Source organism: Emticicia agri (genome assembly GCF_004168285.1).
Taxonomy (GTDB): Bacteria; Bacteroidota; Bacteroidia; order Cytophagales; family Spirosomataceae; genus Emticicia; species Emticicia agri.
On record NZ_SEWF01000019.1, the window covers coordinates 88467 to 113552 of the forward strand.

Consider the following 25086-nt stretch of genomic DNA (forward strand, 5'->3'; position numbering starts at 1 on the left):
AAGAAAAGCTATGTTTTATTTAAGCCCGGTTGCCCGTAATTTACTGATTGCCAATGTAGTAGTATTTTTTCTATCATATTTTTTAAATCAGGATTATATTACCCAGCAATTTGCCTTCTTTAACCCGATTCTACCCGGAAGCCCTGAATTATTGAATCCTAATTTCAAAATATGGCAGCCATTTACCTATATGTTTATGCACGGTAGTCTGGGGCATTTATTGAGTAATATGTTTGCTTTATTAATTTTTGGTTCGGGAATCGAAACATTTTTTGGTTCTAAACGTTTTCTAATATACTATTTGATTACAGGCATTGGCGCAAGTTTTATTTACTCTATGGTGAATATGTATGACATGCTACAATTTTCACCTGATTCAGAAGCTTACTGGATAATGGCCGGAATACCAATGGTAGGTGCTTCGGGAGCGATTTTCGGGATTCTGATAGCTTATGCTTATCTTTTTCCGGATAATGAAATGATTATTTTCCCTTTTCCGATACCTATTAAAGCCAAATATCTGGTGGCTTTTTATGCTATATACGAGTTATACGCAGGTGTGAAAGGCACATCAATGGGAATAGCCCATTTTGCCCATATAGGTGGTTTATTAATAGGGTTTATTTTATTAAGATTTTTTGGCTTCGGGAAAGCCCGGTATTAATTTATTACGTAAATTTGTTTTAAGGAAAAACGAGTTAGTGGCAAATTTTTTAGACGACATAAAAAATCCTTTCCGACGCGGGAATACATTGGTGCAGTTGATGCTCATCAATGCAGTAGTTTTTTTGTCTTTAATTCTGACAGGAGCTATTTTATCATTTTTTCCCGAAGGAAATGTCATTAATAAAGCGATTAATGACAACGTTCTGCTGATTGCACCGGTTAAGGAGTTTATCTGGAAACCCTGGACACTCCTTACTTACTGTTTTACGCACTATAGTTTCTGGCATTTGCTTTTCAATATGCTTACCTTATTCTGGTTTGGCACATTAGTAAAAGAGTTTATAGGCAGCCGTAAACTGATGAATATTTATATTATAGGGGGTATTTTTAGTGGTCTGGTCTATATTGGTATTTATAACCTGCTATCGCTTACCCCACAGGTCAACAATATTAATTCTACCGTTTTAGGTGCCTCTGCCGCTGTTTGTGCAGTTATGTTTGCAGCAGTTACGCTACTGCCCGAATATGAGTTCTATTTCTTTGGCTTGTTTCTGATTAAAATCAAATACATTGCCTGGTTTTTCCTGCTTTTGTCGTTCATTGTCCCAAGTAGCGGTATCTCACATCTGGGCGGTGCAATGGCCGGGTATTCCTACATCTATTTATTACGGAAAGGTATTGACTTAGGAAGCCCCATTGAAACCATTGGCGACTGGTGGAGCAACTTGTGGAGACCTAAGCCTAAAATGAAAATTCCTCAAAGAAAATATAGCGAATCTACTGTTTCGAGTAAAGGTCTGAGTAGCACCAATCTCGACCCCAATTATTTCCCCGACCAAGATGAGGTTGATGCTATTTTAGATAAAATAGGCAAGTCTGGTTATGAAAGCCTCACTAAAGAAGAGAAGCAAAAACTCTATAGAGCCAGCCAAAGAAAAGATTAAATGTATTAAACTTTTAGTCTGGTTCAAGGTGATAACATACTTATTTGCTGCCAAAAGTCATTTCTTTTAATGATTCTACTCATTATTTACTTCTATTGAATTTCATTTTTTTGTACAGAAAAATGTAAAGTTCTTTATGTCTTATATGACCTTATGAGACGTAAAAACCTACCTTATTCAAAAAAACAACTTCAATAGAAATACTTATGAAAACCATTGCCCTTATATTATTTAGTACTTTAATAGTTAAAGCACAAATCCTTACGTTGAATCCCGTTAATAGCTCGATTACAATTACACCGAATGGTTTACGAGGAGGTAATAACAATGACTCAAACATAAGTAATGTTGCTTTAGGAGGGTCAGCTCTTTCTACTAATAGCGGCGGTATCGCTAATACAGCCATTGGCAACGCAGCTCTCCGTTTTAATACCACGGGTCGTTATAATACGGCTACTGGAACAGATGCACTGACATCTAATTCCATAGGTTATTTTAACACTGCTAACGGCGTTTATTCTCTTAAAAGCAATACCAAAGGGAGTTCTAATACTGCTATGGGATATGCTGCTCTTTTTTTAAATATAAATGGGAATAGCAACACTGCTATTGGGCAAAATACACTTGGCTTTAATTCTTCCGGCTCTAACAATACTGCTATTGGCCAAAGTGCTTTAAACAAAAATACATCGGGCAATTACAATTCTGTCAATGGCTTTGAAGCGCTTATTAATAATACAACGGGGTCAGGCAATGTTGCAATAGGATTCAATAGCGGGAATGCCATTTCAACCGGAGCTTTAAACACTTTTTTAGGCTATAATACTAATGCCAGTGCTGACTTTACTAATGCAATAGCTATTGGGGCAAATGCTGTGGTTGACGCAAATAATAAAGTACGCATCGGAGATGCCAGTATTACTGCGATAGAAGGCCAAGTATCATGGAGCAATCCATCAGACAGACGATTAAAAGAAAACATTATCTATACCAATCAATTAGGGCTTAATTTTATTTCTCAATTACAGACAGCATCATACAATTATAAAGCAGATAAAGGCAAAATCCGCTATGATGGTTTTATTGCTCAGGACATTCAACAAATTCTTGAAAAATTGGAGGTCTCATTCAGCGGATTGAAAAAATCTGATGATGGTATGTACTCATTAGCCTACTCAGACTTCGTAATGCCTTTAGTAAATGCTGTAAAGGAGCTAAAAGCTAAAAATGATGCTTTAGAAGATCGAATGTTGATAGTAGAAGAATTACGAGCCGAAATAATTAAATTAAAAACAGAAATTTCCGCACAAAAAAATAGTGAAAAATAATCTTACCATTATCTGATATTAAATCTTCAGGCTGAATACTCACTTATTTAATTCACAAAATTAAACACACATAATCATTAAAATTTCCCTTATCTTTGTAAGCCTATCTGGCATTATACTTGAAAAGTATGATGTAATTCTGTCCTGACCTAAAATAAATGTAAATATTTTTCATATAATCAAACATTTTAGATTATGTTTGGTTTAGACAGAACAATTGACTCGTAATTTGCTTTAAAGATATGCTCATCACCGCCGGCGAACTTCTGGAAAACATCAATGAACCTTCCGATCTAAGAAAACTTGACCGATCAAAACTTCCACAACTTGCCGACGAACTACGACAGTTTATTATTGATGTGGTATCAGTATATGGTGGGCATTTTGGTGCCAGCTTAGGTGTGGTTGAGTTAAGTGTGGCCTTACATTATGTATTTAATACGCCCGACGACCAGTTAGTATGGGATGTAGGCCATCAGGCTTACGGGCATAAAATTCTGACAGGTCGTAGAAAGCAATTTCATACCAATCGGTTCTACGGTGGTATTTCGGGTTTTCCTAAACGTAAAGAGAGCATTTTTGATACTTTTGGTGTAGGCCATTCATCTACTTCTATATCTGCAGCATTGGGTATGGCTGTAGGCTCTATGCACAATGGCGACAAAAAACGTCAGCATATTGCCGTAATTGGTGATGGTTCCATGACCGCCGGAATGGCTTTTGAGGCTATGAATCACGCAGGTTCATTGAAAGATGCTAATCTGTTGATTATCCTGAACGATAACTGCATGGCGATTGACCCGAATGTGGGTGCCTTGAAAGAATATCTGACAGATATAACTACTTCTCAGACCTATAATAAAGCCAAAGACGATATCTGGAAGCTGTTAGGGAAAATGAGCCACTTTGGCAAAAGTGCCAGAGAAATTGTGCAAAAAGTAGAAAACGCCATGAAAGGCGCTCTGTTGAGCCAGAGTAATTTGTTTGAAGCGTTGAATCTGCGGTACTTTGGCCCTATAGATGGTCATGACCTTAACCATATGGTAAGTGTACTGGAAGATTTAAAAAATATTCCGGGGCCTAAAATACTCCACTGTTTAACCGTAAAAGGTAAAGGTTATGCACCAGCCGAAAAAGACCAGACCAAGTGGCACGCACCGGGTTTGTTTGATAAGGTAACAGGCGAAATCAAGAAAAAGATATATGACCATCCGATGCCTCCGAAATATCAGGATGTTTTCGGGCATACAATTGTAGAATTGGCAGAGGTGAACGATAAAATCATGGGTGTTACGCCTGCTATGCCTTCAGGTTCGTCATTGAATATCATGATGAAGGCGATGCCTGACAGAGCGTTTGATGTAGGTATTGCAGAGCAACACGCCGTAACATTTTCGGCAGGTATGGCTACGCAAGGTCTGGTAGTATATTGCAATATCTACTCAACCTTTATGCAGCGTGCCTACGACCAGGTGATTCATGATGTATGTATTCAGGAACTACCCGTTATCTTCTGCCTCGACCGTGCAGGTTTTGCAGGAGCAGACGGCCCTACGCATCATGGTGCTTATGATATTGCCTATATGCGTTGTATTCCGAATATGGTGATTGCCGCACCAATGAACGAAGAGGAACTGCGTAATATGATGTACACTTTTCAGTTAGAGGAGATACAAAAACTAAAAACCGCTTTCACGATTCGTTATCCTCGTGGTGAGGGTGTTTTACCTGACTGGCGTCGACCTTTAAGAAAAATACTTATTGGTAAAGGACAAAAAATAAAAGACGGTAGCGATATAGCCATACTAACCATCGGGCACGTTGGCAACTATGCGGTACAGGCTTGTGAGGCATTGCAAAGAGACGGCATCAGCGCAGCTCATTATGATTTACGCTTTGTAAAACCCTTAGATGAAGCGCTATTGCATGAAGTATTCCAGCAATTTGATAAAGTGCTGACCGTAGAAGATGGTTGTGTGAAAGGTGGTATGGGAAGTGCTGTGTTGGAATTTATGGCCGACCACGAATACACTGCCAAAGTAAAACGCCTGGGTATTCCTGACCGTATTGTAGAGCATGGCGAACAGATTGAATTACATCATGAATGTGGCTTTGACCCGGAAGGCATCGCCAATGCCGCCAGAGAAATGGTGAGTAACAGAGTTTTGGTGTATTAAAAGTTTGATAAAATTAAGTCTCTCGTTTGTATTTTCTATATATGCATGGATGGAAGTAAGTTTTGATGTAAATGGCAATCTAATACCCTATGAAGCTATTGAGCTAAGTTTGTCGATTTTTCATAAAGCTTTTGTTAATAACTTTGATACCTCAACTTCCAGACACAAAATTTTTCAGAGTTTTGAAAAATTTATTCTTCAATTTAAAGAAGAAATATTAAAAGAATTTGTTATTTGGATAGATGGAAGCTTTGCGACCAAAAAAGATAATCCCAATGATATTGATTTATTGATATTTCTGGATTTCGATTTTTATCAAAAAAATCAAACTAAACTTGCAGAATATAAAACATTAAACTTTTTGAAAGAAACTGGTTTAGATTTATATTTTTTGATTGAATACCCACAAAATCATAAGAATAGATTCGTGTCTGATATTGACAGAATTTATTGGTTAAATCAGTTTTCAAGAACCACTCCAGACAACAAAGGGAAACAATTTTCAAAGGGTTTTATACAAATTAAAATTATTTGAGCCATGAAAGAGGAACTTTCTGAAAGAGATTATAAAGTCTTAAATTTACTTCATCAGATTGAAGAGGTAAATAAAATGATTGGCTTACACAGTCAAGAGGGCGGGATAGCTATTATGAAGCAGCAATACGAGGAAATTCGTGCTAAATATCTTGAAGAATTAAATCAGATTTTAAAGGAAGTTATTGGTAATACAAGCTACGCTATGGCTGCTTAATTCTTCTTTCTTCGCTTTTTAAAACAGGAACTACAAGCCCACAATTTTCGTTAATTCCTAAATAATCTCCCATTAATAGTGAGCGAAAAACAATTGAATGACATTGACCTGACTGGCTATGACCAAATAGAAGTTTTAGGTGCCAGAGAACATAATCTTAAAAATATTGATGTAAATATTCCCCGCAATAAATTAGTGGTTATTACGGGTATTTCGGGTAGTGGTAAATCTTCTCTGGCATTTGATACCATCTATGCCGAAGGACAAAGGCGCTATATGGAGAGTTTCTCTTCTTATGCCCGAAGTTTCATTGGAGATATGGAACGCCCCGATGTTGACAAAATTAATGGTCTGTCGCCGGTAATCTCTATCGAGCAGAAAACTACTTCTAAAAACCCACGTTCTACAGTAGGTACAACTACCGAAATCTACGATTTTCTTCGTTTGCTTTTTGCCCGTGCCAGTGAAGCATTCAGCTACGTTACAGGCGAAAAGATGGTGAAACAAACTCAGGACCAGATTATCGACCAGATTTTACATCAGCATGAAGGTCAGAAAATTACTTTGCTGGCACCTTTAGTAAAGGGTAGGAAAGGGCATTACCGTGAGTTGTTTGTGCAGATTGCCAAATTGGGTTATACCAAAGTCAGGGTAGATAATGAGATACTGGAGATTAACCCCAAAATGCAGCTTGACCGTTATAAGATTCATGATATTGAGGTAGTAATAGACCGGATAATCCCTAAATCTGAAGATAGGTATCGTTTGAATCAATCTGTAAGTACGGCCTTGAAACAGGGAAAAGGCTCTATGATGCTGTTGGACGGACAAAAAAAAACCCAGTATTTTTCTCAGAACCTGACCGACCCGCAATCGGGAATCTCTTACGAAGACCCATCACCTAATAGTTTTTCTTTCAACTCTCCTTATGGAGCCTGCCCTACCTGTAATGGTTTGGGTACTATTGAAGAGATAACCGAAGATTCTATTATTCCTGATAAATCGTTAAGTATTAGCCGCGGAGGTATTGCGCCTTTAGGTGAATATCGTGATTTATGGATATTCAAGCAGATAGAGTTTATTCTGAAAAGCTTTAAATCTAATATATCTACACCTATTGACAAGCTACCACCGGAAGCTTTAAAAACGATTCTATACGGTAGCGAAGAACCCGTATCTGTCCCTTCTAAAAAATATCCTGGTACAGAATGGAATTCTACTTTTGAGGGGGTTATTACTTTTCTGAAACGTCAGCAAGACTCTGATAATGATAAAATTCAGGAGTGGGTACGAGATTTTCTCGTAATTAAGACCTGCCCTGATTGTGGCGGATTACGTCTGAAAAAAGAATCTTTACACTTTAAGATTGACCATAAAAATATTGCCGAATTAGCTGAAATGGACATTCGGGAAATTGGCGAATGGTTTGATAATCTTGAAAGCCGGATATCTGACCGACAAAATACCATCGCCCGAGAGATATTGAAAGAAATCCGTAAACGCATAGGTTTTCTGTTAGGCATTGGTTTGGATTACCTGACCTTGAATAGACCCTTAAGAACTCTATCCGGTGGAGAATCTCAACGGATTCGTCTGGCTACACAGATTGGTACACAACTGGTGGGCGTATTATATATTATGGATGAACCAAGTATCGGACTTCATCAGCGAGACAATGTGAAACTGATTCAGGCTTTGAAAGATTTACGTGATTTGGGCAATACAGTTCTGGTGGTAGAACACGACAAGGACATGATGCTCGAATCTGATTATATATTGGATATTGGCCCGGGTGCAGGCCGACATGGCGGAAGTATCGTAGGCAAGGGAACGCCTGAAGAGTTTCTTGCCAACAGAAGTACTACTTCTGACTACCTGAGTGGCAGGTCAAGCATTGAAATTCCGAAAGAACGCAGGAAAGGCAATGGGAAAGCGTTGGTGATTAAAGGTGCCACCGGCCATAACCTGAAAAATGTAACGCTTAAACTTCCTTTGGGAAAAATGCTCTCAATTACAGGCGTAAGCGGTAGCGGAAAATCGTCTTTGATTCATGAAACATTGTTCCCGATTCTGAATCGTCATTTCTATAACTCCAAAAGAGAGCCGCTTCCCTACAAATCAGTTGAGGGCTTAGAGGCTATTGATAAAGTAATTGAGGTAGACCAGAGCCCTATCGGACGTACGCCACGAAGTAATCCGGCTACCTATACGGGTATGTTTTCAGACATCAGAACTTTATTTGCTGAATTACCGGAATCTAAAATCAGAGGGTACAAACCAGGGCGTTTTTCATTCAATGTAAAAGGCGGGCGTTGTGAAGATTGTGAGGGAGCGGGTATGAAAAAAATTGAAATGGAATTTCTACCTGATGTACACGTAGCCTGCGAAACCTGCAAGGGTAAACGTTTCAATCGTGAAACCTTAGAAGTGCGCTTCAAAGGCAAGTCTATTGCCGATATATTAGATATGACTGTTGAGCAGGCTTTAGAGTTCTTTGAGTTTCAACCCAAGATTTTCAGAAAAGTACAAACCCTTTTTGATGTAGGCTTAGGCTATATTACCTTGGGGCAACACGCCACTACCCTTTCGGGCGGAGAAGCACAACGGGTAAAATTAGCTGAAGAGCTTTCTAAAAAAGATACAGGCAAAACGCTTTATATCTTAGACGAACCCACTACGGGTTTACACTTTCAGGATATTCAGAAATTGTTAGAAGTATTACAGAAACTGGCCGACAAAGGCAATTCAGTACTGATTATTGAGCATAATTTAGATGTAATCAAGGTATCTGACCATGTGATAGACCTGGGGCCGGAAGGTGGTAATAAGGGCGGACAGATAATTGCCGAAGGTACCCCCGAACAGGTGGCTAAAGTAAAAGGCAGCTATACGGGTTACTTCCTGAAAGAAGAGTTAAAATAAAAATGATAGCTTATCAATAAAAAGAGCAATAAACCCTGTTTATTGCTCTTTTTATTACTGAAATCTAATATTCATCTTCATTGAAGAAAAAGTCGTCTTTGGTCGGATAATCAGGCCAAATCTCCTCAATACTTTCGTACGGTTGTCCGTCGTCTTCTAATTCTTGTAAATTTTCAATAACTTCAATGGGTGCTCCCGAACGAATCGAAAAATCTATCAACTCATCTTTTGTAGCGGGCCACGGTGCATCCTCTAAGTATGACGCAAGTTCGAGTGTCCAATACATAGTTTATTCCTTATTTAATGTTACAAAAAATTTGTGGCTGCAAAAGTATAACAATTTTTAATTTGTCAAGTGTTTTGACCCAAAAATGTATTATTTCTCAAACGTTTTTTTTAGAAAATATTATATATTCTGCAAAAAATATATAATCTCTTTATAAAACTTTTGATTATCAATGATTTACAAAAATAAAAAAAACTCCTTTTTAAGCAAATAAAAAGGAGTTTTTTTATTGTGGTTTAAGTCTGATTCTGATAATTTAATTACCTAATCTCAATATGATCTGGAGACATTTCTATTCTATAAAACTTCAAGGTTTCTTCAAGCATCTTATTTGGATTTAATTCATGCTTTCTTAACCTTTGTAAATATTTCAAAGCGAATCTCCATAGATTCACTCTCTAATCAATTTAAGCAATAGTATGATAGATGCTGTATTAGTAGATGATGAAAAAGATAGCACAGAAACACTGGATATCTTATTGAAAAACAATTTTCCTGATATAAGAGTGGTAGGGAAATTTAATGATTCATTAAGTGCCATTGAATTTCTACAAAAAAATCATTTTGATTTGTTATTCCTGGATATAGAAATGCCAGGAATGAATGGTTTTGATTTGTTACAGGAAATTCAGAAAGATGATTTTGAAGTAGTTTTTGTAACAGCCTATGACCAGTTTGCCCTGAAAGCATTCAGATATAGTGCTTTCGATTATTTACTAAAACCTGTTGAAATAGAAGATTTAGCAAGTTGTATAGCTAAATATCAGGAGGAAAAACTCCAACTGAAGTCACGGCTGGAATATCTCCAAAGAATGATAAAACATACAGGTACATCTATTGAGAAAATAGCTGTACCTACCTCACAGGGGTTTGAGTTTATCGAGATAAAAGACATTATTCGTTGTGAATCTGATGGTAATTACACAAGAATTTTTCTTAGCAATCAACCTGTTATATTAGTCTCACGTACATTAAAGGATTTCGAAGAATTACTGGAAGAAATGAATTTTGTGCGTGTTCATCAATCGCATCTCATTAATTTGAAGTACCTGAGAAAATATATAAAAAGTGAAGGAGGGTATATTGAAATGCAGGATGGTACTCAGATTACCGTTTCAAGAAGCCGCAAAGATGAGTTGATAAACAAACTGAATTTTCTGACTTTCAGCTAAGAGTTTCCTGTTTTTGCTCATATACTATTCACTCAGGTTAATAATAGAATACATTTTATAGAGGCTGTTCTTGTTAAATAATCAATGAGAATGACTGATTAGTAATTCATACACTCTTCTTAATAAATTCTCTCCTTTTTATTTTTTCATCAACTCTACTTTTGGAGTACTATCAAATCAGTATTCCATACCATGAAAAAACTCATCTATCTATCTTTCGCTATATTGCTGATGTCAGGCATGGCCTTTGCGCAAATTATTAACCCTAAAGAAACTGCCAAACGTAAAGCAAACGACCGTATCAATAATGGCATTGACCGTAATATTGATAAAGGCTTAGATAAAATTGAAGAAGGCATTGGAGGTATTTTCAAGAAAAAGGACAAAAAAGCCAAGAAGTCGGAAACAGAAGATACTGAAGAGGAAACAGACACTAAAATTAAAACAAAGAAGAAATCTGCTACAACTGATGAGGAAATAGCAGAGGATAACGAAACAACTGCATCAGCTCAACCTCCCTCGCAAACGCCTGTTAAACCATCGATGAAGACCTATTCAAAATTTGATTTTATACCTGGCGAAAAAGTGATAGCCATTGAAGATTTTGCACAAGATGCCGTGGGAGATTTCCCAGCCAAATGGAATACCAATGCCAGCGGCGAAATAGTGAATATAGAGAATAACTCTTTCAAATGGTTGCAACTCCCGACACAAGGAATTTTTTATCCAGAATTCGTGAACGAACTGCCTGATAACTTTACGATAGAATTTGATATGATGATTTCTGAAGACTTTGATAATAATGGGTCAGGTCTGAAAGTAATTTTTCCGGAATTAAGTCAACGCAATACTATTTATGACCAGCATTTTAATGGGGAGACACGAGTTAATTTTGACATACACCCATTACCCGATGGAGATGGTGTATCTCTTGCCTGGGTTATTGACAACAAGAACACTAAAACGCTTGATAATTCTAATCAAATCGCCTGGAGGCCTAAAGAAGCGAACCGAATTTCTATCTGGAGACAAAAAAATCGTATAAGACTTTATATCAATGAGCTTAAAGTATGGGATTTGCCAAGAGCCTTTATAACAGATATTAAATATTCATTATTATTTGCTACTTATACTAACGGTGGGTTGCCATATATTACTAATCTTCGCTTGGCGGTAGGGGCACCCGATACCCGGAATAAATTGCTCACTGAGGGCAAGCTGGTAACGAGAGGAATTTTGTTTGATGTAAACTCTGATAAACTCAAACCTGAATCTTATGGTGTGCTAAAAGAAATCGGTACAGTACTAAAAGAGAATCCTACACTCAAAGTAAAAATAATAGGGCATACTGATAGCGATGGCGACGACACCAAAAATCTTGATTTATCTAAACGCCGTGCGGCGGCTGTAAAAAATTCGCTTGCTACAGAGTTTGGTATTGCTCCTACACAAATGGAGACCGATGGTAAAGGTGAAAGTGAGCCTTCTGAGCCCAATACTACCCCACAAGGAAAAGCTAATAATCGTAGAGTAGAGTTTATTAAGCTTTAAATTTTTAGACCATGAAAGTAAAATTATTTATTCTATTGCTAATTGGCATAGTTAGCCAGACAATGGCACAGACAGTAAGCATTGAGCCGGGCAAAAGTGTGTTTGCCAATTCAGTTATTGGTACTGAAATCAGGTCAGAGCATACAAAACCATTAAAGATTACATCTGATTTACACCTTACCCCTATTGACTTTTATAATTATGGGCAATTGCATGGGCGTATCACAACTTCCTATAGCAGTATGCAGATTTTCGGAAAAAACGGTATTTTGCTATTCCCGAGTGTGGATTCTACTATTGGGCCAAAGTTTAACCTGAATGCTAATGGCAAACTGGTTTTAGCCGACAATGCTAACGCTGGCTTTTACAGACTGAATGTTCTTGAAAACGATGAAAACGTCGCCTTTTTTGGTAATACGAATGTTGATGGAAATACTACCGTCAGTCTGAATAACAAGGCTTATTTGACATCAGGCATAGGTAATTTTAAAATTGCCGGAGATGCCGCAATAACTATTGAATCTAACACAACTGGTTCTTTTCTGTTCAGGTCTGATAATAAAAACCGCTTTGTCATTAATGGCACCACAGGTTTTACAGGTATTGGTGTGAGCAGTCCTAAATATCCCTTTCATGTAGAGGGCGCAAATGATACGGTAGCTACATTCAAAAATACTACCGCTAATTTTTCTCAGGTAATAATTCATGATCAGCTAACCTTGAGGGCCGGAAAAACCCTTTCAGGAGGTGTACTTGAAGATTTCGGTTCATTATCTTCTACGGGTTTATTTTTCTTTTCTTCAGCCAAGCAACAAAACTATAATGTAAATGGCAATTATGCTATGCGCATAGATGATGAAGGGAAGGTAACCGTCAGACCTGTTTATTCTGGTAGTGAATATATAGCCGCAAAGGCGAATCTTGATGTGGGTGGTACCATACGGTCAAACCTGCTTGATTTTACAGAAACAAATTTGCTTGAACGTCGGCATGTATTTGCTGATAAAGATGGCATTCTGCGTGTCGATAATAGTTCTAATCAGTACATGAGCTATAATTTCAGCCATGTGCAAGCACAGGACTGGGATGACGAGCTACGTAAGGGTAGCGGCTATGCATGGTTTAATACAACCACTACGGGAGCTACCATGTACTTACCAGTTAACCTTCCTGATGGTGTAAAAATAACAAATGTAAGAATATATGTTTTAGACAACTCGGCATCTGACCTATCGTTTACTTTTAGCCGTAACACCCACACAACTAATAGCTTTACCACCATTGCAACAGCTACAACTAGTGGTGCTATTGGCAGTATAAGGAGTATTAATAGCGTTGTGGCAAATGAAACCATCTCTAATCTGGATTATTCTTATTACGTCAATGTCTCATCGGTTGGCAACTGGGCTGGCAACACTTTGCAGTTTCATAGTCTGGTTATAACTTATCAATATTAATTTATGAAACTGTTTTACAAATTTATTTTAAGTATATGCCTGATAGTATTCCCAATTTTCCTGGTGTTAGATGAGTCTGAACCTGGGAGTACAGCAGCAATTATCTGATTATATTGTCAGGAAAGGTTACCTTCAGGGTAATTGTAAATATAAGTGCTGATGCCGATGAAAATATTGAAACTGCCAAAAAACTTGCATTAGAGGTATTGAAAAAATGCAACTAACAGGTAAGGACAAAAGGTTAAAAATTATCTGTACCAAAAGACATACTAACGCATATCAAAGCCAGTAATAAACTATATTATATCATGAAAAAAAACTTATTGGTTGCTCTACTAACGCTGATTACAACCTTCGGAACATTTGCACAGTCCAACGATAAACCTAAAGTGGCGTTTTGCCAACTTCCAAAGGGTTGTGTTTTCTATGACCACCCCTTTACCTATAAACAACTGGATTTGATGTTTGATTATTTGGGTACTTATGAAAATAAAAAAGGTATTCTGGCATTCGTAACCAATGTTATTGGGGAAAGAATGAATTATCCTGACCGGAAACGTTCACCAAAAGAATTACATGAGTATTTTGGGGGTAAAGGAGAGCCGTTAGTAGTCCCTTGGTCAATGTCCATTCATCAGAACATACAACCTGAAGATGGAAAGTGGACAATAGCAAGCGAAAAACCACAAGTTGGGAATTGCCCTAAAGGAGTAGAAACCCAACTCGAAAAAGTAAAGATGCTTGAAAGCGGTGATAAAACATTTGATAAACCATTCTCTCCAGTTGCTTTATTACCCGCCAAAGAAGCTAAATGGTTTCCGGTTGAACCAAATGTTTATAAGTGTATTTTACAACTAACCGACAGTGATGTAATTACAACCATATATGATGTTAAAGTAATTAGCCCTGAAAGTATGAGTGGAACCATGAATTACACATTTAAAATTCCTAATTTACCCACATGCCGAATAAAAATAAACTTTAAATACACGAAAAACTAAGGTTATCTGCATAAGATTTGCCAATTTTAAGCAATGCTATTCGATAGGAGCATGATTTTTTTGACTACATGAGTAAAAGTTACCTGAAGATAGTCTTGTTTTTGTGCCTGACTATTCCTGCTATAGGAAAAAGAGATACCTTAATAATAACAGATACCTCAGCATACGTTCCTCTATACCATTTCGGCGAGATTTATGCATCTACATCAGATGAAACAATCGAAAAGGCGAACAGAAATCAACATTGGCAAATTCTTACAAAAGAGTATCAGGTTCCTCGTAATCAGATTGTCTGGATAAGATTTAGTCTGAAAAATCAATTCAATAAACCACAGCAATATTTTATCAGAAACCCTGATAACGAACAGAGCGATTACTATATATTCAGGAATAATCAGCAAATAGAACACTATCAGAATGGTGAGTTTGTATCTACATGGGGAATGAGCCGAAACGAGCTATTGGGCGTGTTTGACTTCTCTTTGGCTGCCGGCGAAACTATCGAATTGTATATTAAGGCATCAAACCATAAAGGAGTAATTCCTTTTTTAAGATTATTTCCCCAGCGAGCCATTAAAACAACTTACGCACTATTAAACGAGAAGAGGTTTGAACAATGGCTTGATAATTATTATGTGCACAATCTGGAAGAATTACAGGTAAGAACCTTTTATCAGGGAGGACTCGGGATTATCCTGGTGATTGCTTTTTTAATTTTCTACCGCAATCGCCATGAAAAAATTTATCTTTATTATTTACTCTATGTATTATCTGCTTTTGCTTTTACATTATTCAAGAGCCGGAGTTTTACCTACGTCGGACGATTATTAGGTTTAGTACCAATGATTAAGTTTTATGCCGCCGAAACTATTATGTGGCTTGGCTTGGCAGTCTATCTCTTTTTTGTAACAGAATTACTCGATCTTCGGAAAAACCATCATCAATTATCTAAATTTCTTAGTCGATTAGGTAAGGGTTTTATTGTATATAGTATTCTTGTGTTTTTTTGGCTTTTACTCACAAACGATTCCGGCCTGCAAGTATGGTTGTTTAACAACAATCGTATTCCATTATTTTTGTTATACACGGGTACGATAGTTTATATAGCCAGAAATGTACGCTCATCGATGGTAAAGTACCTGCTCTTTGGCAATGGGTTTTTAATCGTATTTGGCATGCTGGCATGGCTTAAAGCCGGAATACTGAATCATCAGCACTGGTATGGGATTTTTAATCACTTGTTTACGCTTCCGTTAGCAATTCTTATCGAAATAATCGTCTTTGCACTGGCCATAGCCAAAAAAATTGAAGAAGAACGCAACATAAAAACTGAACTCGAACAAAAAACCATGCAGGTAGAAATGATGGCACTGCGCAGCCAGATGAATCCACATTTTTTATTTAATAGTCTGAACTCTATCAGATACATGGTAATGATAAACGATAATGAAAATGCAAGCGACTATCTGTCGAAGTTTTCAAAATTATTACGGATGATTCTTAATCATTCTGAAAAGAACGTTATTCGTTTATCAGAAGAACTCTTAGCATTGCGCCTTTATCTGGATATAGAAAAAAGGCGTTTTGGCGATAATTTCAGCTATTCTGTTATGGTTGATGAGCAAATAGAAGCCGAAGCTTTGCAGATTCCACCTATGCTACTGCAACCGTTTGTAGAAAATTCTATCTGGCATGGCCTGATGCCCAGCACTAAGCCCGACAAAAGAATAGAAGTATTTATCAAGAAAATCAACGAAACAATGGTAGAATTTCTGATTAAAGATAACGGAATTGGGCGGATTAAAGCTAATGAGCTAAAAGTAAAATCAATGAAAAACCACCAATCTAAGGGAACGGAAATCACAAACCAGAGAGTTGAGCTATTTAACAGGAATTATTCAAACAAGATAGCAATTTCTACTAACGACTTATACGAGCATAATAATTCTGTGGGTACAATGGTTAGAATTTTGTACGAGTTATAACTTTCCTTTATTCTACATTGAAATTTGTAATCAGAGTCAATAGATACTTTAGACAATAGAATACATAATATATAAGAAACTGTTTAAACTTATTTCTTTTGGCTGCAAATGAATATTTTCTGATTTGATGGAAAAAAGAGACCGCTCTACTGAACGATCTCTTTCTTGTATCAGAGATAATTACTATTACTCTCTCGTAATCTTGCTTGCACCGCTGGTATTAGAAGAGTTCAGGTTTTTCACTCTTCCTAATTCTACGTGGCTTGCGCCGGTTGCCTCGGCTTTTACATCATTAATTTCCATTTTTCTGGCATCAATATGGCAGGCACCTGTTACGTCAATATCCATTCTGTCGGCCGAGCCACGGAAATCAGCATTAGCAGCTCCGGTAGCATCTAAATTTATATTTCGGGCATCTACATCTATGGCTGCTTTTACTGCCCCTGTCAGGTTAATATCAATATCCTGATTTTTGTCTTTAAAGCCTATTACTTTAGCTGTTGAAGCGCCTGAAAAATCAAGCCCTTCTACTTTTGGCATGGTAATAATGATTCTGGTTCTTTCATTACGGCGGCTGAACGAGAACTTATCTCTGTATTCAATTTCAAGTGTTTCGCCTTTTACATCTACATCTAAATCATCAATATTATCCTGACTATCTGAATCCGCTGTAACATTGAATGACTCTCCCTGACGAACGGTAACTATAAAGGCTCCACCTATATCTATCTTACTGAAGTTTCTGACATCGAATTTCTTTTCAAATTGTCCCTTACCCTCAAATACTTCCATATTGAATGAGTTACCGTCTTCATCATAGTGATTGTTTCTGTCTCTCAGAGCCTCTCTTTCTTCATCGCTCAGTTTCGGACAGTCTCTACAAATCATACCGGAATCACGTTTCATCACAAAGGTGTACTTATCCACATCATCACGGTCTACATCAAAGTTTGTATGGTCATTCCAACGGCCATGATAAATATCGTAGAAACTACGGGTAAGTTTAAAAGGCTTATCGAACGGAATGTACAAGGTCATGTCTAAATCCTGGTCACGTAAGCGTGCTTTTTCACCAAGAAGCAGGTATCTGTCAAAAACAAGCGATGAATCTTTCTGCTTTATATTGTACAGTACATTTTTGGCATTGTTTTCAGCATCAGCTCTTGAGCGGCCTGCCGATCTGAATCTTTGCTCCAATTTTAAATCCGTACCTTCATACCCCTCTAAAGCTACATCTACACCTTCTTTTATTTCTAAACCATCTTCGTCATCATAATAATTATTAGCATCAAGTACTAAGGTTTGCGCTGGTACAGCATAGTTTTTAATTACTTCTACTTTGGCTCTGTTTTTAAAGTTTAGGGCATATTTTGTTGCTAAAATACCCGTTCCCATTAAACCTATTAACCATAAGCCTAATAATGAAATCCAGAAGTTACGGGTACCTATGCGGCGGTTGGTCATTAATATCAAACCAACAAATAATAGCGCCAGGAATGGTGTGAAACCGGCAAGGAAACCAAAGAAACCTGCCATAGGATTAATATCATCAGCAAAGACTCTGAAAGGACTATGGTCGAAGAAATCTCCTTCAAAACCTGTTACTAAGCCAAAGAAAGCGGCAATGGAAGCAACTACTGCAACCAACATAGCTAAGGCAAAAAGCATCAGGAAGATACCTACTAAAACTCTTACTACAGGCCCCAGGTTTTTCAGAATTTCACCAATTCCTTTGATAACGATCGCAATTAAACGGAAAGGGAACAGAAGGATTTTAGTAATTGCATTTTCAGGTGCACTTTTGTCCACTTTTAAACCTTCTTTGATATTGGTTTCAATATTAGACAGTGTTACAGGTTCGCCTTTCATTTCCATTTTCTGGGTAAGTGTCTGTGCTTTAGGTGCTACTATCCATAGAATAATATAGGCCAAAATACCCGTACCAAAAAGTAGCACACTCAATACAAATAGTAAACGAATAACGGTTACATCCACTCCGAAATAAGCTGCTAAACCACTGGCGACACCACTTAGCACCTTATTGTCGTTATCCCGATAAAACTTCTTGATTTTCTCGTCTTCCACGAGGTTTGTGCTGGGCGGAAACACTAACCAGCACACAAAATAGCCTAAGAAAACAAATCCTGAAACAGGAGCCAGCTCATCAATCAATGGTGGTACACCCAGGAAAAGTAATAAGAAGATAATGCGTACCCAAACCACATCAATATTGAAATAATGTGCCAGACCTGCCAAAACCCCACCTAAAGCTTTACGTTTTACATCACGATACAAACGTTTTGGCCCTGCTGTAGTAGCTTGTTCGCTACCAAAAGTAGTTTTTTCTTCTGCAGGAGTTCCTGAAAAACTTTTGCTTTCAGCTTTGGTGTAAGAAGAGCTTTTTAAATCTTCTTCTTCCTGAAAGGCTTCAAAATCGGCTACACTACCCATCGATTTGATAAGGTCGTTTACACCTTCAAGAGTAATTACCTGAGAAGCACCATCTGATTTATCTTTTGTCCAGAACTTCTCAGCAATTCTGGCCTCAATGTCTGAAACAATTTCCTGATTCCCTTCGTATGACGAGAAGTACTGCTGAATGGAACGCAGGTAATTGTTTAATTTGTCGTAGGCATCTTCCTCTATATTGAAAACTACGCCTGCTATATTAATTTGTATTGTCTTTTTCATTGTCTTAAACTGTAAGTACCACACGCAATTGCCGTAGTGGCTAAATAAATGAAAGGTAAGTCTTCAGTGTTTTAGGTCTTATTTGGTTTTCTTACTGATAATCGTTGTTACCGACTCCGAAAGTTCATTCCATGTACTATTAAGATTATCCAAAAACAATTGTCCTGTATCGGTTAGCACATAGTATTTTCTTGGCGGGCCAGAAGTTGATTCAACCCATTTGTAATCTAAAAGACCGGAGTTTTTCAGGCGGGTCAGGAGTGGATAGAGCGTACCTTCAACTACCATAATTCTGGCATTGATAAGTTCGTCTAAAATTTCGGAGGCATAAATTTCGCCCCTCGAAATAATGTGTAAGATGCAGTACTCCAATATTCCTTTCCGCATCTGCACTTGGGCGTTTTCTAAATCCATATTATCTATAGCGTTTAAAGCATTTTCTGCTGAACTTAATGATACAAAGTTAATAAAAGGTACTATGCAATGCAAGATACTTGGCAAAAAAAATCCTGCAATTGTTATGAACGGTAAAAAACCATGAGTAAATCGTAATTTTTAAGGACGAATTTATTGATTTTTAACCATTGATAGGGATTCTGTTTGTACTTTTGAGACATTAACCATTCGTTTGTGAAAACGCCTGATTTTGAAGTTTTTATTGGCATCACAAAACTGATGCAGGCTTTGGGTTTGCCCGACCCACATTCGCCCGATTTTCAATTGTATAGATTTGAAGAAGCGATGCGGACAAGACCTGCCATTAGCCCTGTGTATCGGAGTGATTCTTATATATTTGCCCTTATTACAAGCGGGAAATTAGCTTTTAAAGTAGGTATCTCCGATTTCATGATGCAGGCAGGTTCCTTATATTTTCTTAGTCCCTGGCATTTGCATCAATACCATCGCTTAGAAGACCTGACGGGCTACGTCTGTTTTTTTAATGATAATTTCTTTGCGGCTACACCCGAAGGGCTACACACCATACGCGAACTACCGATGTTTCAGTTAGAGGGTAGAGCTGTATTTGATTTATCTGCCGACGAACAAAAACCCTTTATAGATTTATTTGAATTGATGCTCAAAGAAGTAAATAGTACTTCTGCTTGCCGTTGGGAGGTAATGCGCCATCTGTTACACATCTTTTTTATTAAGGGGCAGGAAACCTACAAGATACACACCCATACCATTACCGACCATGCTAAAAACTATAGACTAAGCAGAGCTTTTGAGCGCCTGTTAGAAGAACATTTTCTACTATTGTCTAAAGGAAGAACAGGGAAAGTATTCACAGTAAATGAATTTGCCGAACAATTGAATGTACACCCTAACCACCTGAGTAATACTTTAAGAAAAGAGTTAGGTAAATCGGCCAAACAACTGATTAATGAACGATTGGTTTTTGAAGCTAAATCTTTATTACATACCACTGAGTTGTCGGTAACAGAAATTGCCTACCGTCTGCGCTTTGATGAGCCGACCAATTTTACCAAATTCTTCAAAAAATCTACCGGAATACTTCCAAGGGAGTATCGTATGCAGACTGCGTAATATTTAACTATTTTATTGCACAAAATCATTCTTGCATATTGATCAGCTTAAGCAATCCTTCCTAAAAAATCTCAGTATAATCCTATATTTTATCCTTTTTCAATCCCTGAATCTTCGATTTTTACCATTCTTCCTGCAAAACTTACCGTGATTTTACGGCTTGACAGGTAGAACTTTGTATGGTATTTTACCAATAACAGTTTCATGGAGGTTCTCAACAAACAATTTACTATTGGAGACACTTTGGCCATCAACCGGATTGGCTTGGGTACAATGCGGGCTACTACAGGCGCAGGGTCGTGGGGAGAACCTGCTGACCGACAAGCAGTAATTAAGGTAATAAGAAAAGCCTACGAGTTAGGTGTCAATTTTTTCGATACTGCCGATGCCTATGGCCCTGGTTGTTCGGAACTGATTTTGGCCGAAGCCATAGAGCCTTTTAAGAAAGAAGTTATAGTAGCTACCAAAGGTGGCTCAGTTAAATATGCTCCCGGAAAAATGTTTGCCAGTGGCAAGCCCGGTTATTTGAAAACAACCGTTGAAGCCAGTCTGCGTCGGTTAAATTTGGAAACCATTGATTTGTATCAGTTAGACCATGTTGACCCCGAAGTGCCGATTGAAGAATCGGTATGGATGCTCGCTACTTTGAAAAAACAAGGAAAAATCCGTGAGATTGGTTTATCCAACATCAAATTAGACCAACTCCGTTTAGCACAGAACATAACCCGAATTGCTTCGGTACAAAATTCTTTGAGTATAGCCAATCAGACACATCTGAAATTTGCCCAGACCTGTGCCAGTGAAAATATCGCTTTCATAGCATACTGCCCTACTGCCATGATAGACACCGACAAAGCACCTAAATATCAGCAGAAAGCAGTGGAAATGGGTATTACTTTACCACAATTATCTTTGCTCTGGTTGCTCGAAAAAGCACCGAATATTATACCAATACCCGGCACCTCGTCGGAAAAGCATTTGCAGGAAAACCTCGCTGTATGGAATATGATGCCCTCGGTGTTGAATTAAGCACAGCATATCTGGTACAGCATACCTTATACATTGACGGATTAACTATCCTTATTACGATTAAAACCTGAATTACTATGTGGATTGTTCGATTAGCCCTCAACCGCCCTTATACCATTGCAGTCATGGCTTTTTTGATGATGCTTGGAGGTGTTATGGCAATCCGTTCTATGCAAACGGATATTTTTCCTAAAATTGATATACCTGTTGTAAATATTGTATGGGCATATCCAGGTCTTTCAGCACAGGATATGGAGCGTCGGGTTGTCATCAACAACGAACGTGGAATTTCCTCGCAGGTACAAGGGGTATCACGTATCGAATCAAGCTCTATTCCGGGTATAGGTCTGTTAAGAGTATATTTTCAACCGGGAACTGATTTAGGTCAGGCTTTAGCCCAGATTTCAGCAGTATCTTCTACGGCACTACGCCAGATGCCTCCGGGTATGCAGCCTCCCGTGCTATTGCCTTATAATGCCTCGAATTTACCTGTATTGCACATGATTATTTCGAGTGAAACTATGGGCGAAGATGCTGTGGCCGATTATACCAATAACTTTTTACGATTGCGTTTATTTACTATTCCGGGCTTACAGACACCCGGCGTTTATGGGGGTAAGCAACGCCAGATTAATATAGATATTGACCCTGCTCAATTAACGGCCAAAGGTCTTTCTGCCGCTGATGTTATCTCTGCCTTACAAAGCTCAAACGTTATTCTTCCGGCTGGTACTGCCAAAATGGGGCAAACAGAATATAACATTGCCCTGAATGCCAGCCCAAGCACAATTGACCAGTTTTACGATATACCTGTAAAAGTAATCAACGGGCAAACTATCAAGATAGAAGATGTAGGCAAAATATCAGACTCTTTTGCTGACCCGACTAATATTGTACGTATCAATGGTAAACACGCCAGTTATCTGACTATCCTGCGGAAATCAAGTGCCTCGACCCTCACTATCGTTGAATCATCTAAAAACATGATTCCGAAAATCAAGGAAGTAGCCCCCGAAGGATTGGAAGTAGGGACTGATTTTGACCAGAGTATATTTGTAAGTGCTGCTATTGAGAACGTTTTGCACGAAATGGGTCTGGCTATTTTTCTGGTAGGTCTCATGATTTTTGGTTTCCTGGGTAACTGGAGAAACGTATTTATTGTAGTTACCTCTATTCCATTGGCTATTCTGACAGCCATTGTGGTATTAGACCTGACGGGTAATTCGCTCAATATTATGACGCTCGGAGGACTGTCTCTGGCAGTTGGTATGTTGGTAGATGATGCTACTGTAGCCATAGAAAGTATCCACCGACACCTGAGTATGGGTAAATCATTGGTAAGAGCTATATTAGATGGTGCAGCTGATATTGCTACGCCTGCCTTGGTAGCTACACTTTCTATATGTATTGTGTTTATTCCGGTATTATTTATTACAGGCCCTGCAGGGTATTTATTCGTGCCAATGGCCCTATCGGTGGTGGTAGCCATGCTTACCTCTTATGTATTGTCAAGAACGCTTGTTCCCTTATTATCAAGATTAATGCTTTCAGCAGGTGCTCATGAGGCACATACCACAAAATTTGACCGTTGGAGAGACCATCAGTTTGAACGCTTGCAAAATTCCTATGGTAGCCGATTGCGCAAAACCTTGAAGCGAAAAGGTTGGGTATTAATTGGTTCTTTGGTCTTAGTGGTTTTAACAGTAATTTTAGTAACTCCAAGGGTTGGTACAGACTTCTTTCCGACTACCGATACAGGATTTATGAAGTTACATTTCAGAGCCCCATTCGGTACACGTATTGAAGAAACAGAAAAGTATGTTGAGCGGATTGAGGAAGCGGTAAAGAAAATAATACCGCCCGAAGAATTAGGTACAATAAGTGCCAATATAGGGGTACCGATTTTCTTTAACTTAGCCTACGTGCAGTCGGATAATGTGAATGGTATGGATGCTGAAATTATGATTTCGCTCAAAAAAGACCATAAGCCGACCGAAATTTACCGGAACAAAATAAGAGAAGCATTAGATAACGATTTCCCCGGTACACAATCCTATTTTCAGACTGCTGACATGGTAGGTCAGGTATTAAACTTTGGGTTAAGTTCGCCCATTGATTTGCAGGTAGAAGTAAATGATTATAACAAAGGTTATGAGTTAGCCAAAGTGCTGAGAGATTCGCTCAAAAAAGTAGAAGGCTTGAAAGATGTTACTATAAAACAGGTATTAGACTACCCTACCCTGAAAGTTGATGTTGACCGTATCAGAGCCGCACAGGTGGGTTTAAGCCAGAGAGACGTAGCCAGTAACCTATTGGTAAACTTATCGTCGAGTGGGTTGTTTGCTCCTTCTTACTTTCTGAATCCGGCCAATAACGTGAACTATACGGTAGTAGTAAAATCGCCTACGTCCAAAATTCAGTCGGTAAGTGATTTAATGAATCTACCCTTAACTACCAGTGCCGCAGCAGGTGCATTAAATAGTAATTCAACCGTTCAACCAACTGATGTGCCACGACAAATTGCCCAGACAGTACGCAATGTTTCAGACATAAAACCGGGTGTAATGCCAAGCCAGATTAATCATGAAAATATTCAGCGGGTACTCAATGTTTCGGCCAATGTAGAAGGCAGAGATTTAGGTTCGGTTTCGGCTGATATTGACCGCATTGTGAAAGGGCTGGGACAATTACCCAAAGGATTTGGTATTACCGTAAGAGGACAAGGACAGGTTATGAACGAATCTTTTACAAATATGGCACAGGGTCTGGTATTGGCTATTTTGTTGGTATATGTATTAATGGTGGTTTTATTCCAGTCGCTAAAAGACCCATTGATTGTATTGGTAGCTATTCCGGGTGCTTTAGTAGGTATTCTTTTGTTTCTGTATGCTACAGGTACAACTATTAATGTAGTGTCGCTGATGGGTTCTATTATGGCGGTTGGTATTGCGGCTTCTAATGCTACGCTTTTAGTGAGTTATGCGAATGATTTACGGTCGGAAGGCTATTCAGTACTAAAAGCTGTAATTGAAGCCGGAAAAACCCGTCTTCGTCCTATTCTGATGACTGCCCTTGCGATGGTCTTAGGTATGATTCCGATGGCGATTGGTCTTGGAGAAGGTTCTGAGCAAAACGCCCCGCTGGCTCGTGCCGTAATCGGTGGTTTGATTATCGCCACACTCTTTACACTCTTTGTTGTTCCGGCTGTTTATGCAGGTTTATATAAAGGCAAAGCAAAGGCTAAAGTAAGTTTATTAGAAGACCAGGAAGAAACTACGCATGTAGTAGCATAAAAACAGATAATCAGAGACATGATAACAGACATTCAAAAACAGATATATATTATGAAAAATCAACAAAATCTTCGCCGAATCGGATTATTAGCTATCGTCTTGGTAGTCGTCGGGATTTTTGTGATAAGCTGCACAGGTGGTTCTGCAGAGCCTCCTGCTACCACCAAATCTGAAGGAGTAACCGTAACTACTACTACTATCAGTCAGCAAAAATCAGGCAGAACCCTTATGCTTTCTGCGGAAGCACGCCCTTACCAATCAGTAACCCTTTATGCCAAATAAGTG

Annotated in this window: 19 protein-coding genes; 16 read left to right on the top strand and 3 right to left on the bottom strand. The window is 38.3% G+C overall.

Annotation, left to right across the window (positions count from 1 at the left end):
- The first annotated feature begins 10 nt into the window (after window positions 1-10).
- The 7 genes from EWM59_RS14135 to uvrA all read left to right on the top strand — a co-directional run bounded on the left by EWM59_RS14135 (window position 11) and on the right by uvrA (window position 8788).
- The gene (locus EWM59_RS14135) at window positions 11-664 is read left to right on the top strand and encodes a rhomboid family intramembrane serine protease (protein ID WP_130021632.1); all 654 of its coding nucleotides are present in this window, start codon (window positions 11-13) and stop codon (window positions 662-664) included.
- 37 nt (window positions 665-701) lie between these two features.
- The gene (locus EWM59_RS14140) at window positions 702-1610 is read left to right on the top strand and encodes a rhomboid family protein (RefSeq protein ID WP_165372182.1); all 909 of its coding nucleotides are present in this window, start codon (window positions 702-704) and stop codon (window positions 1608-1610) included.
- A 206-nt stretch (window positions 1611-1816) separates the two neighbouring features.
- Window positions 1817-2938 (top strand): tail fiber domain-containing protein, encoded by a 1122-nt coding sequence (locus EWM59_RS14145; RefSeq protein ID WP_130021634.1) that lies wholly within the window; start codon window positions 1817-1819, stop codon window positions 2936-2938.
- A gap of 242 nt (window positions 2939-3180) precedes the next feature.
- Window positions 3181-5115 (top strand): 1-deoxy-D-xylulose-5-phosphate synthase, encoded by a 1935-nt coding sequence (gene dxs, locus EWM59_RS14150; RefSeq protein ID WP_130021635.1) that lies wholly within the window; start codon window positions 3181-3183, stop codon window positions 5113-5115.
- A gap of 49 nt (window positions 5116-5164) precedes the next feature.
- Window positions 5165-5650, top strand: a complete 486-nt coding sequence (locus EWM59_RS14155; protein ID WP_130021637.1) for a DUF6932 family protein — start codon at window positions 5165-5167, stop codon at window positions 5648-5650.
- Between the two features lie 3 nt (window positions 5651-5653).
- Entirely contained in the window at window positions 5654-5866 is a 213-nt protein-coding gene (locus EWM59_RS14160; protein WP_130021639.1) for a hypothetical protein, read from the top strand.
- 78 nt (window positions 5867-5944) lie between these two features.
- Window positions 5945-8788, top strand: coding sequence for an excinuclease ABC subunit UvrA (gene uvrA, locus EWM59_RS14165; protein WP_130021641.1), 2844 nt, complete (start codon window positions 5945-5947; stop codon window positions 8786-8788).
- Window positions 8789-8852: 64 nt separating this feature from the next.
- Here the strand turns inward: uvrA and EWM59_RS14170 are convergent, their stop codons facing one another.
- Window positions 8853-9074: a DUF2795 domain-containing protein gene (locus tag EWM59_RS14170; RefSeq protein WP_015028821.1), complete on the bottom strand. Its 222-nt coding sequence runs from the start codon at window positions 9072-9074 to the stop codon at window positions 8853-8855.
- A gap of 419 nt (window positions 9075-9493) precedes the next feature.
- Between EWM59_RS14170 and EWM59_RS14175 the strand changes: the two genes are divergently transcribed.
- The 5 genes from EWM59_RS14175 to EWM59_RS14195 all read left to right on the top strand — a co-directional run bounded on the left by EWM59_RS14175 (window position 9494) and on the right by EWM59_RS14195 (window position 16240).
- Window positions 9494-10246 carry a LytR/AlgR family response regulator transcription factor gene (locus tag EWM59_RS14175; protein ID WP_130021643.1) on the top strand — a complete coding sequence of 251 codons (753 nt, stop codon included), beginning with the start codon at window positions 9494-9496 and terminating at the stop codon, window positions 10244-10246.
- Between the two features lie 192 nt (window positions 10247-10438).
- Entirely contained in the window at window positions 10439-11797 is a 1359-nt protein-coding gene (locus EWM59_RS14180; RefSeq protein ID WP_130021645.1) for an OmpA family protein, read from the top strand.
- Window positions 11798-11808: 11 nt separating this feature from the next.
- Complete coding sequence (locus EWM59_RS14185) at window positions 11809-13254, top strand: hypothetical protein (protein ID WP_130021647.1); 1446 nt, start codon at window positions 11809-11811, stop codon at window positions 13252-13254.
- Between the two features lie 308 nt (window positions 13255-13562).
- Window positions 13563-14255, top strand: coding sequence for a hypothetical protein (locus tag EWM59_RS14190; protein WP_130021649.1), 693 nt, complete (start codon window positions 13563-13565; stop codon window positions 14253-14255).
- A gap of 68 nt (window positions 14256-14323) precedes the next feature.
- Window positions 14324-16240, top strand: coding sequence for a histidine kinase (locus EWM59_RS14195; protein ID WP_130021651.1), 1917 nt, complete (start codon window positions 14324-14326; stop codon window positions 16238-16240).
- 186 nt (window positions 16241-16426) lie between these two features.
- Here EWM59_RS14195 and EWM59_RS14200 read toward each other — a convergent pair whose 3' ends face one another.
- Both EWM59_RS14200 and EWM59_RS14205 read right to left on the bottom strand, forming a co-directional pair.
- Window positions 16427-18931 (bottom strand): PspC domain-containing protein, encoded by a 2505-nt coding sequence (locus EWM59_RS14200; protein WP_130021653.1) that lies wholly within the window; start codon window positions 18929-18931, stop codon window positions 16427-16429.
- Between the two features lie 78 nt (window positions 18932-19009).
- Entirely contained in the window at window positions 19010-19345 is a 336-nt protein-coding gene (locus EWM59_RS14205; protein WP_130021655.1) for a PadR family transcriptional regulator, read from the bottom strand.
- 216 nt (window positions 19346-19561) lie between these two features.
- Here EWM59_RS14205 and EWM59_RS14210 point away from each other — a divergent pair, with 216 nt between their 5' ends.
- From EWM59_RS14210 to EWM59_RS14225, 4 genes are all read left to right on the top strand, one after another.
- Window positions 19562-20479: a helix-turn-helix domain-containing protein gene (locus EWM59_RS14210; RefSeq protein WP_130021657.1), complete on the top strand. Its 918-nt coding sequence runs from the start codon at window positions 19562-19564 to the stop codon at window positions 20477-20479.
- Between the two features lie 204 nt (window positions 20480-20683).
- Window positions 20684-21508 carry an aldo/keto reductase gene (locus EWM59_RS14215; RefSeq protein WP_130021659.1) on the top strand — a complete coding sequence of 275 codons (825 nt, stop codon included), beginning with the start codon at window positions 20684-20686 and terminating at the stop codon, window positions 21506-21508.
- Window positions 21509-21585: 77 nt separating this feature from the next.
- Complete coding sequence (locus EWM59_RS14220; protein ID WP_130021661.1) at window positions 21586-24801, top strand: efflux RND transporter permease subunit; 3216 nt, start codon at window positions 21586-21588, stop codon at window positions 24799-24801.
- A gap of 51 nt (window positions 24802-24852) precedes the next feature.
- Entirely contained in the window at window positions 24853-25083 is a 231-nt protein-coding gene (locus EWM59_RS14225) for an FXYD domain-containing ion transport regulator (protein WP_130021663.1), read from the top strand.
- The last annotated feature ends 3 nt before the right edge of the window (window positions 25084-25086 follow it).

Bases quoted from the DNA above. Each gene is read 5' to 3' on its own strand.
- EWM59_RS14155 (WP_130021637.1), top strand. From the start codon at position 5,165: ATGGAAGTAAGTTTTGATGTAAATGGCAATCTAATACCCTATGAAGCT.
- EWM59_RS14180 (WP_130021645.1), top strand. From the start codon at position 10,439: ATGAAAAAACTCATCTATCTATCTTTCGCTATATTGCTGATGTCAGGC.
- EWM59_RS14185 (WP_130021647.1), top strand. From the start codon at position 11,809: ATGAAAGTAAAATTATTTATTCTATTGCTAATTGGCATAGTTAGCCAG.
- EWM59_RS14190 (WP_130021649.1), top strand. From the start codon at position 13,563: ATGAAAAAAAACTTATTGGTTGCTCTACTAACGCTGATTACAACCTTC.
- EWM59_RS14195 (WP_130021651.1), top strand. From the start codon at position 14,324: ATGAGTAAAAGTTACCTGAAGATAGTCTTGTTTTTGTGCCTGACTATT.
- EWM59_RS14135 (WP_130021632.1), top strand. From the start codon at position 11: ATGTTTTATTTAAGCCCGGTTGCCCGTAATTTACTGATTGCCAATGTA.
- EWM59_RS14220 (WP_130021661.1), top strand. From the start codon at position 21,586: ATGTGGATTGTTCGATTAGCCCTCAACCGCCCTTATACCATTGCAGTC.
- EWM59_RS14175 (WP_130021643.1), top strand. From the start codon at position 9,494: ATGATAGATGCTGTATTAGTAGATGATGAAAAAGATAGCACAGAAACA.
- EWM59_RS14205 (WP_130021655.1), bottom strand. From the start codon at position 19,345: ATGGATTTAGAAAACGCCCAAGTGCAGATGCGGAAAGGAATATTGGAG.
- EWM59_RS14160 (WP_130021639.1), top strand. From the start codon at position 5,654: ATGAAAGAGGAACTTTCTGAAAGAGATTATAAAGTCTTAAATTTACTT.
- EWM59_RS14145 (WP_130021634.1), top strand. From the start codon at position 1,817: ATGAAAACCATTGCCCTTATATTATTTAGTACTTTAATAGTTAAAGCA.
- EWM59_RS14200 (WP_130021653.1), bottom strand. From the start codon at position 18,931: ATGAAAAAGACAATACAAATTAATATAGCAGGCGTAGTTTTCAATATA.
- EWM59_RS14225 (WP_130021663.1), top strand. From the start codon at position 24,853: ATGAAAAATCAACAAAATCTTCGCCGAATCGGATTATTAGCTATCGTC.
- EWM59_RS14170 (WP_015028821.1), bottom strand. From the start codon at position 9,074: ATGTATTGGACACTCGAACTTGCGTCATACTTAGAGGATGCACCGTGG.
- EWM59_RS14215 (WP_130021659.1), top strand. From the start codon at position 20,684: ATGGAGGTTCTCAACAAACAATTTACTATTGGAGACACTTTGGCCATC.
- dxs (WP_130021635.1), top strand. From the start codon at position 3,181: ATGCTCATCACCGCCGGCGAACTTCTGGAAAACATCAATGAACCTTCC.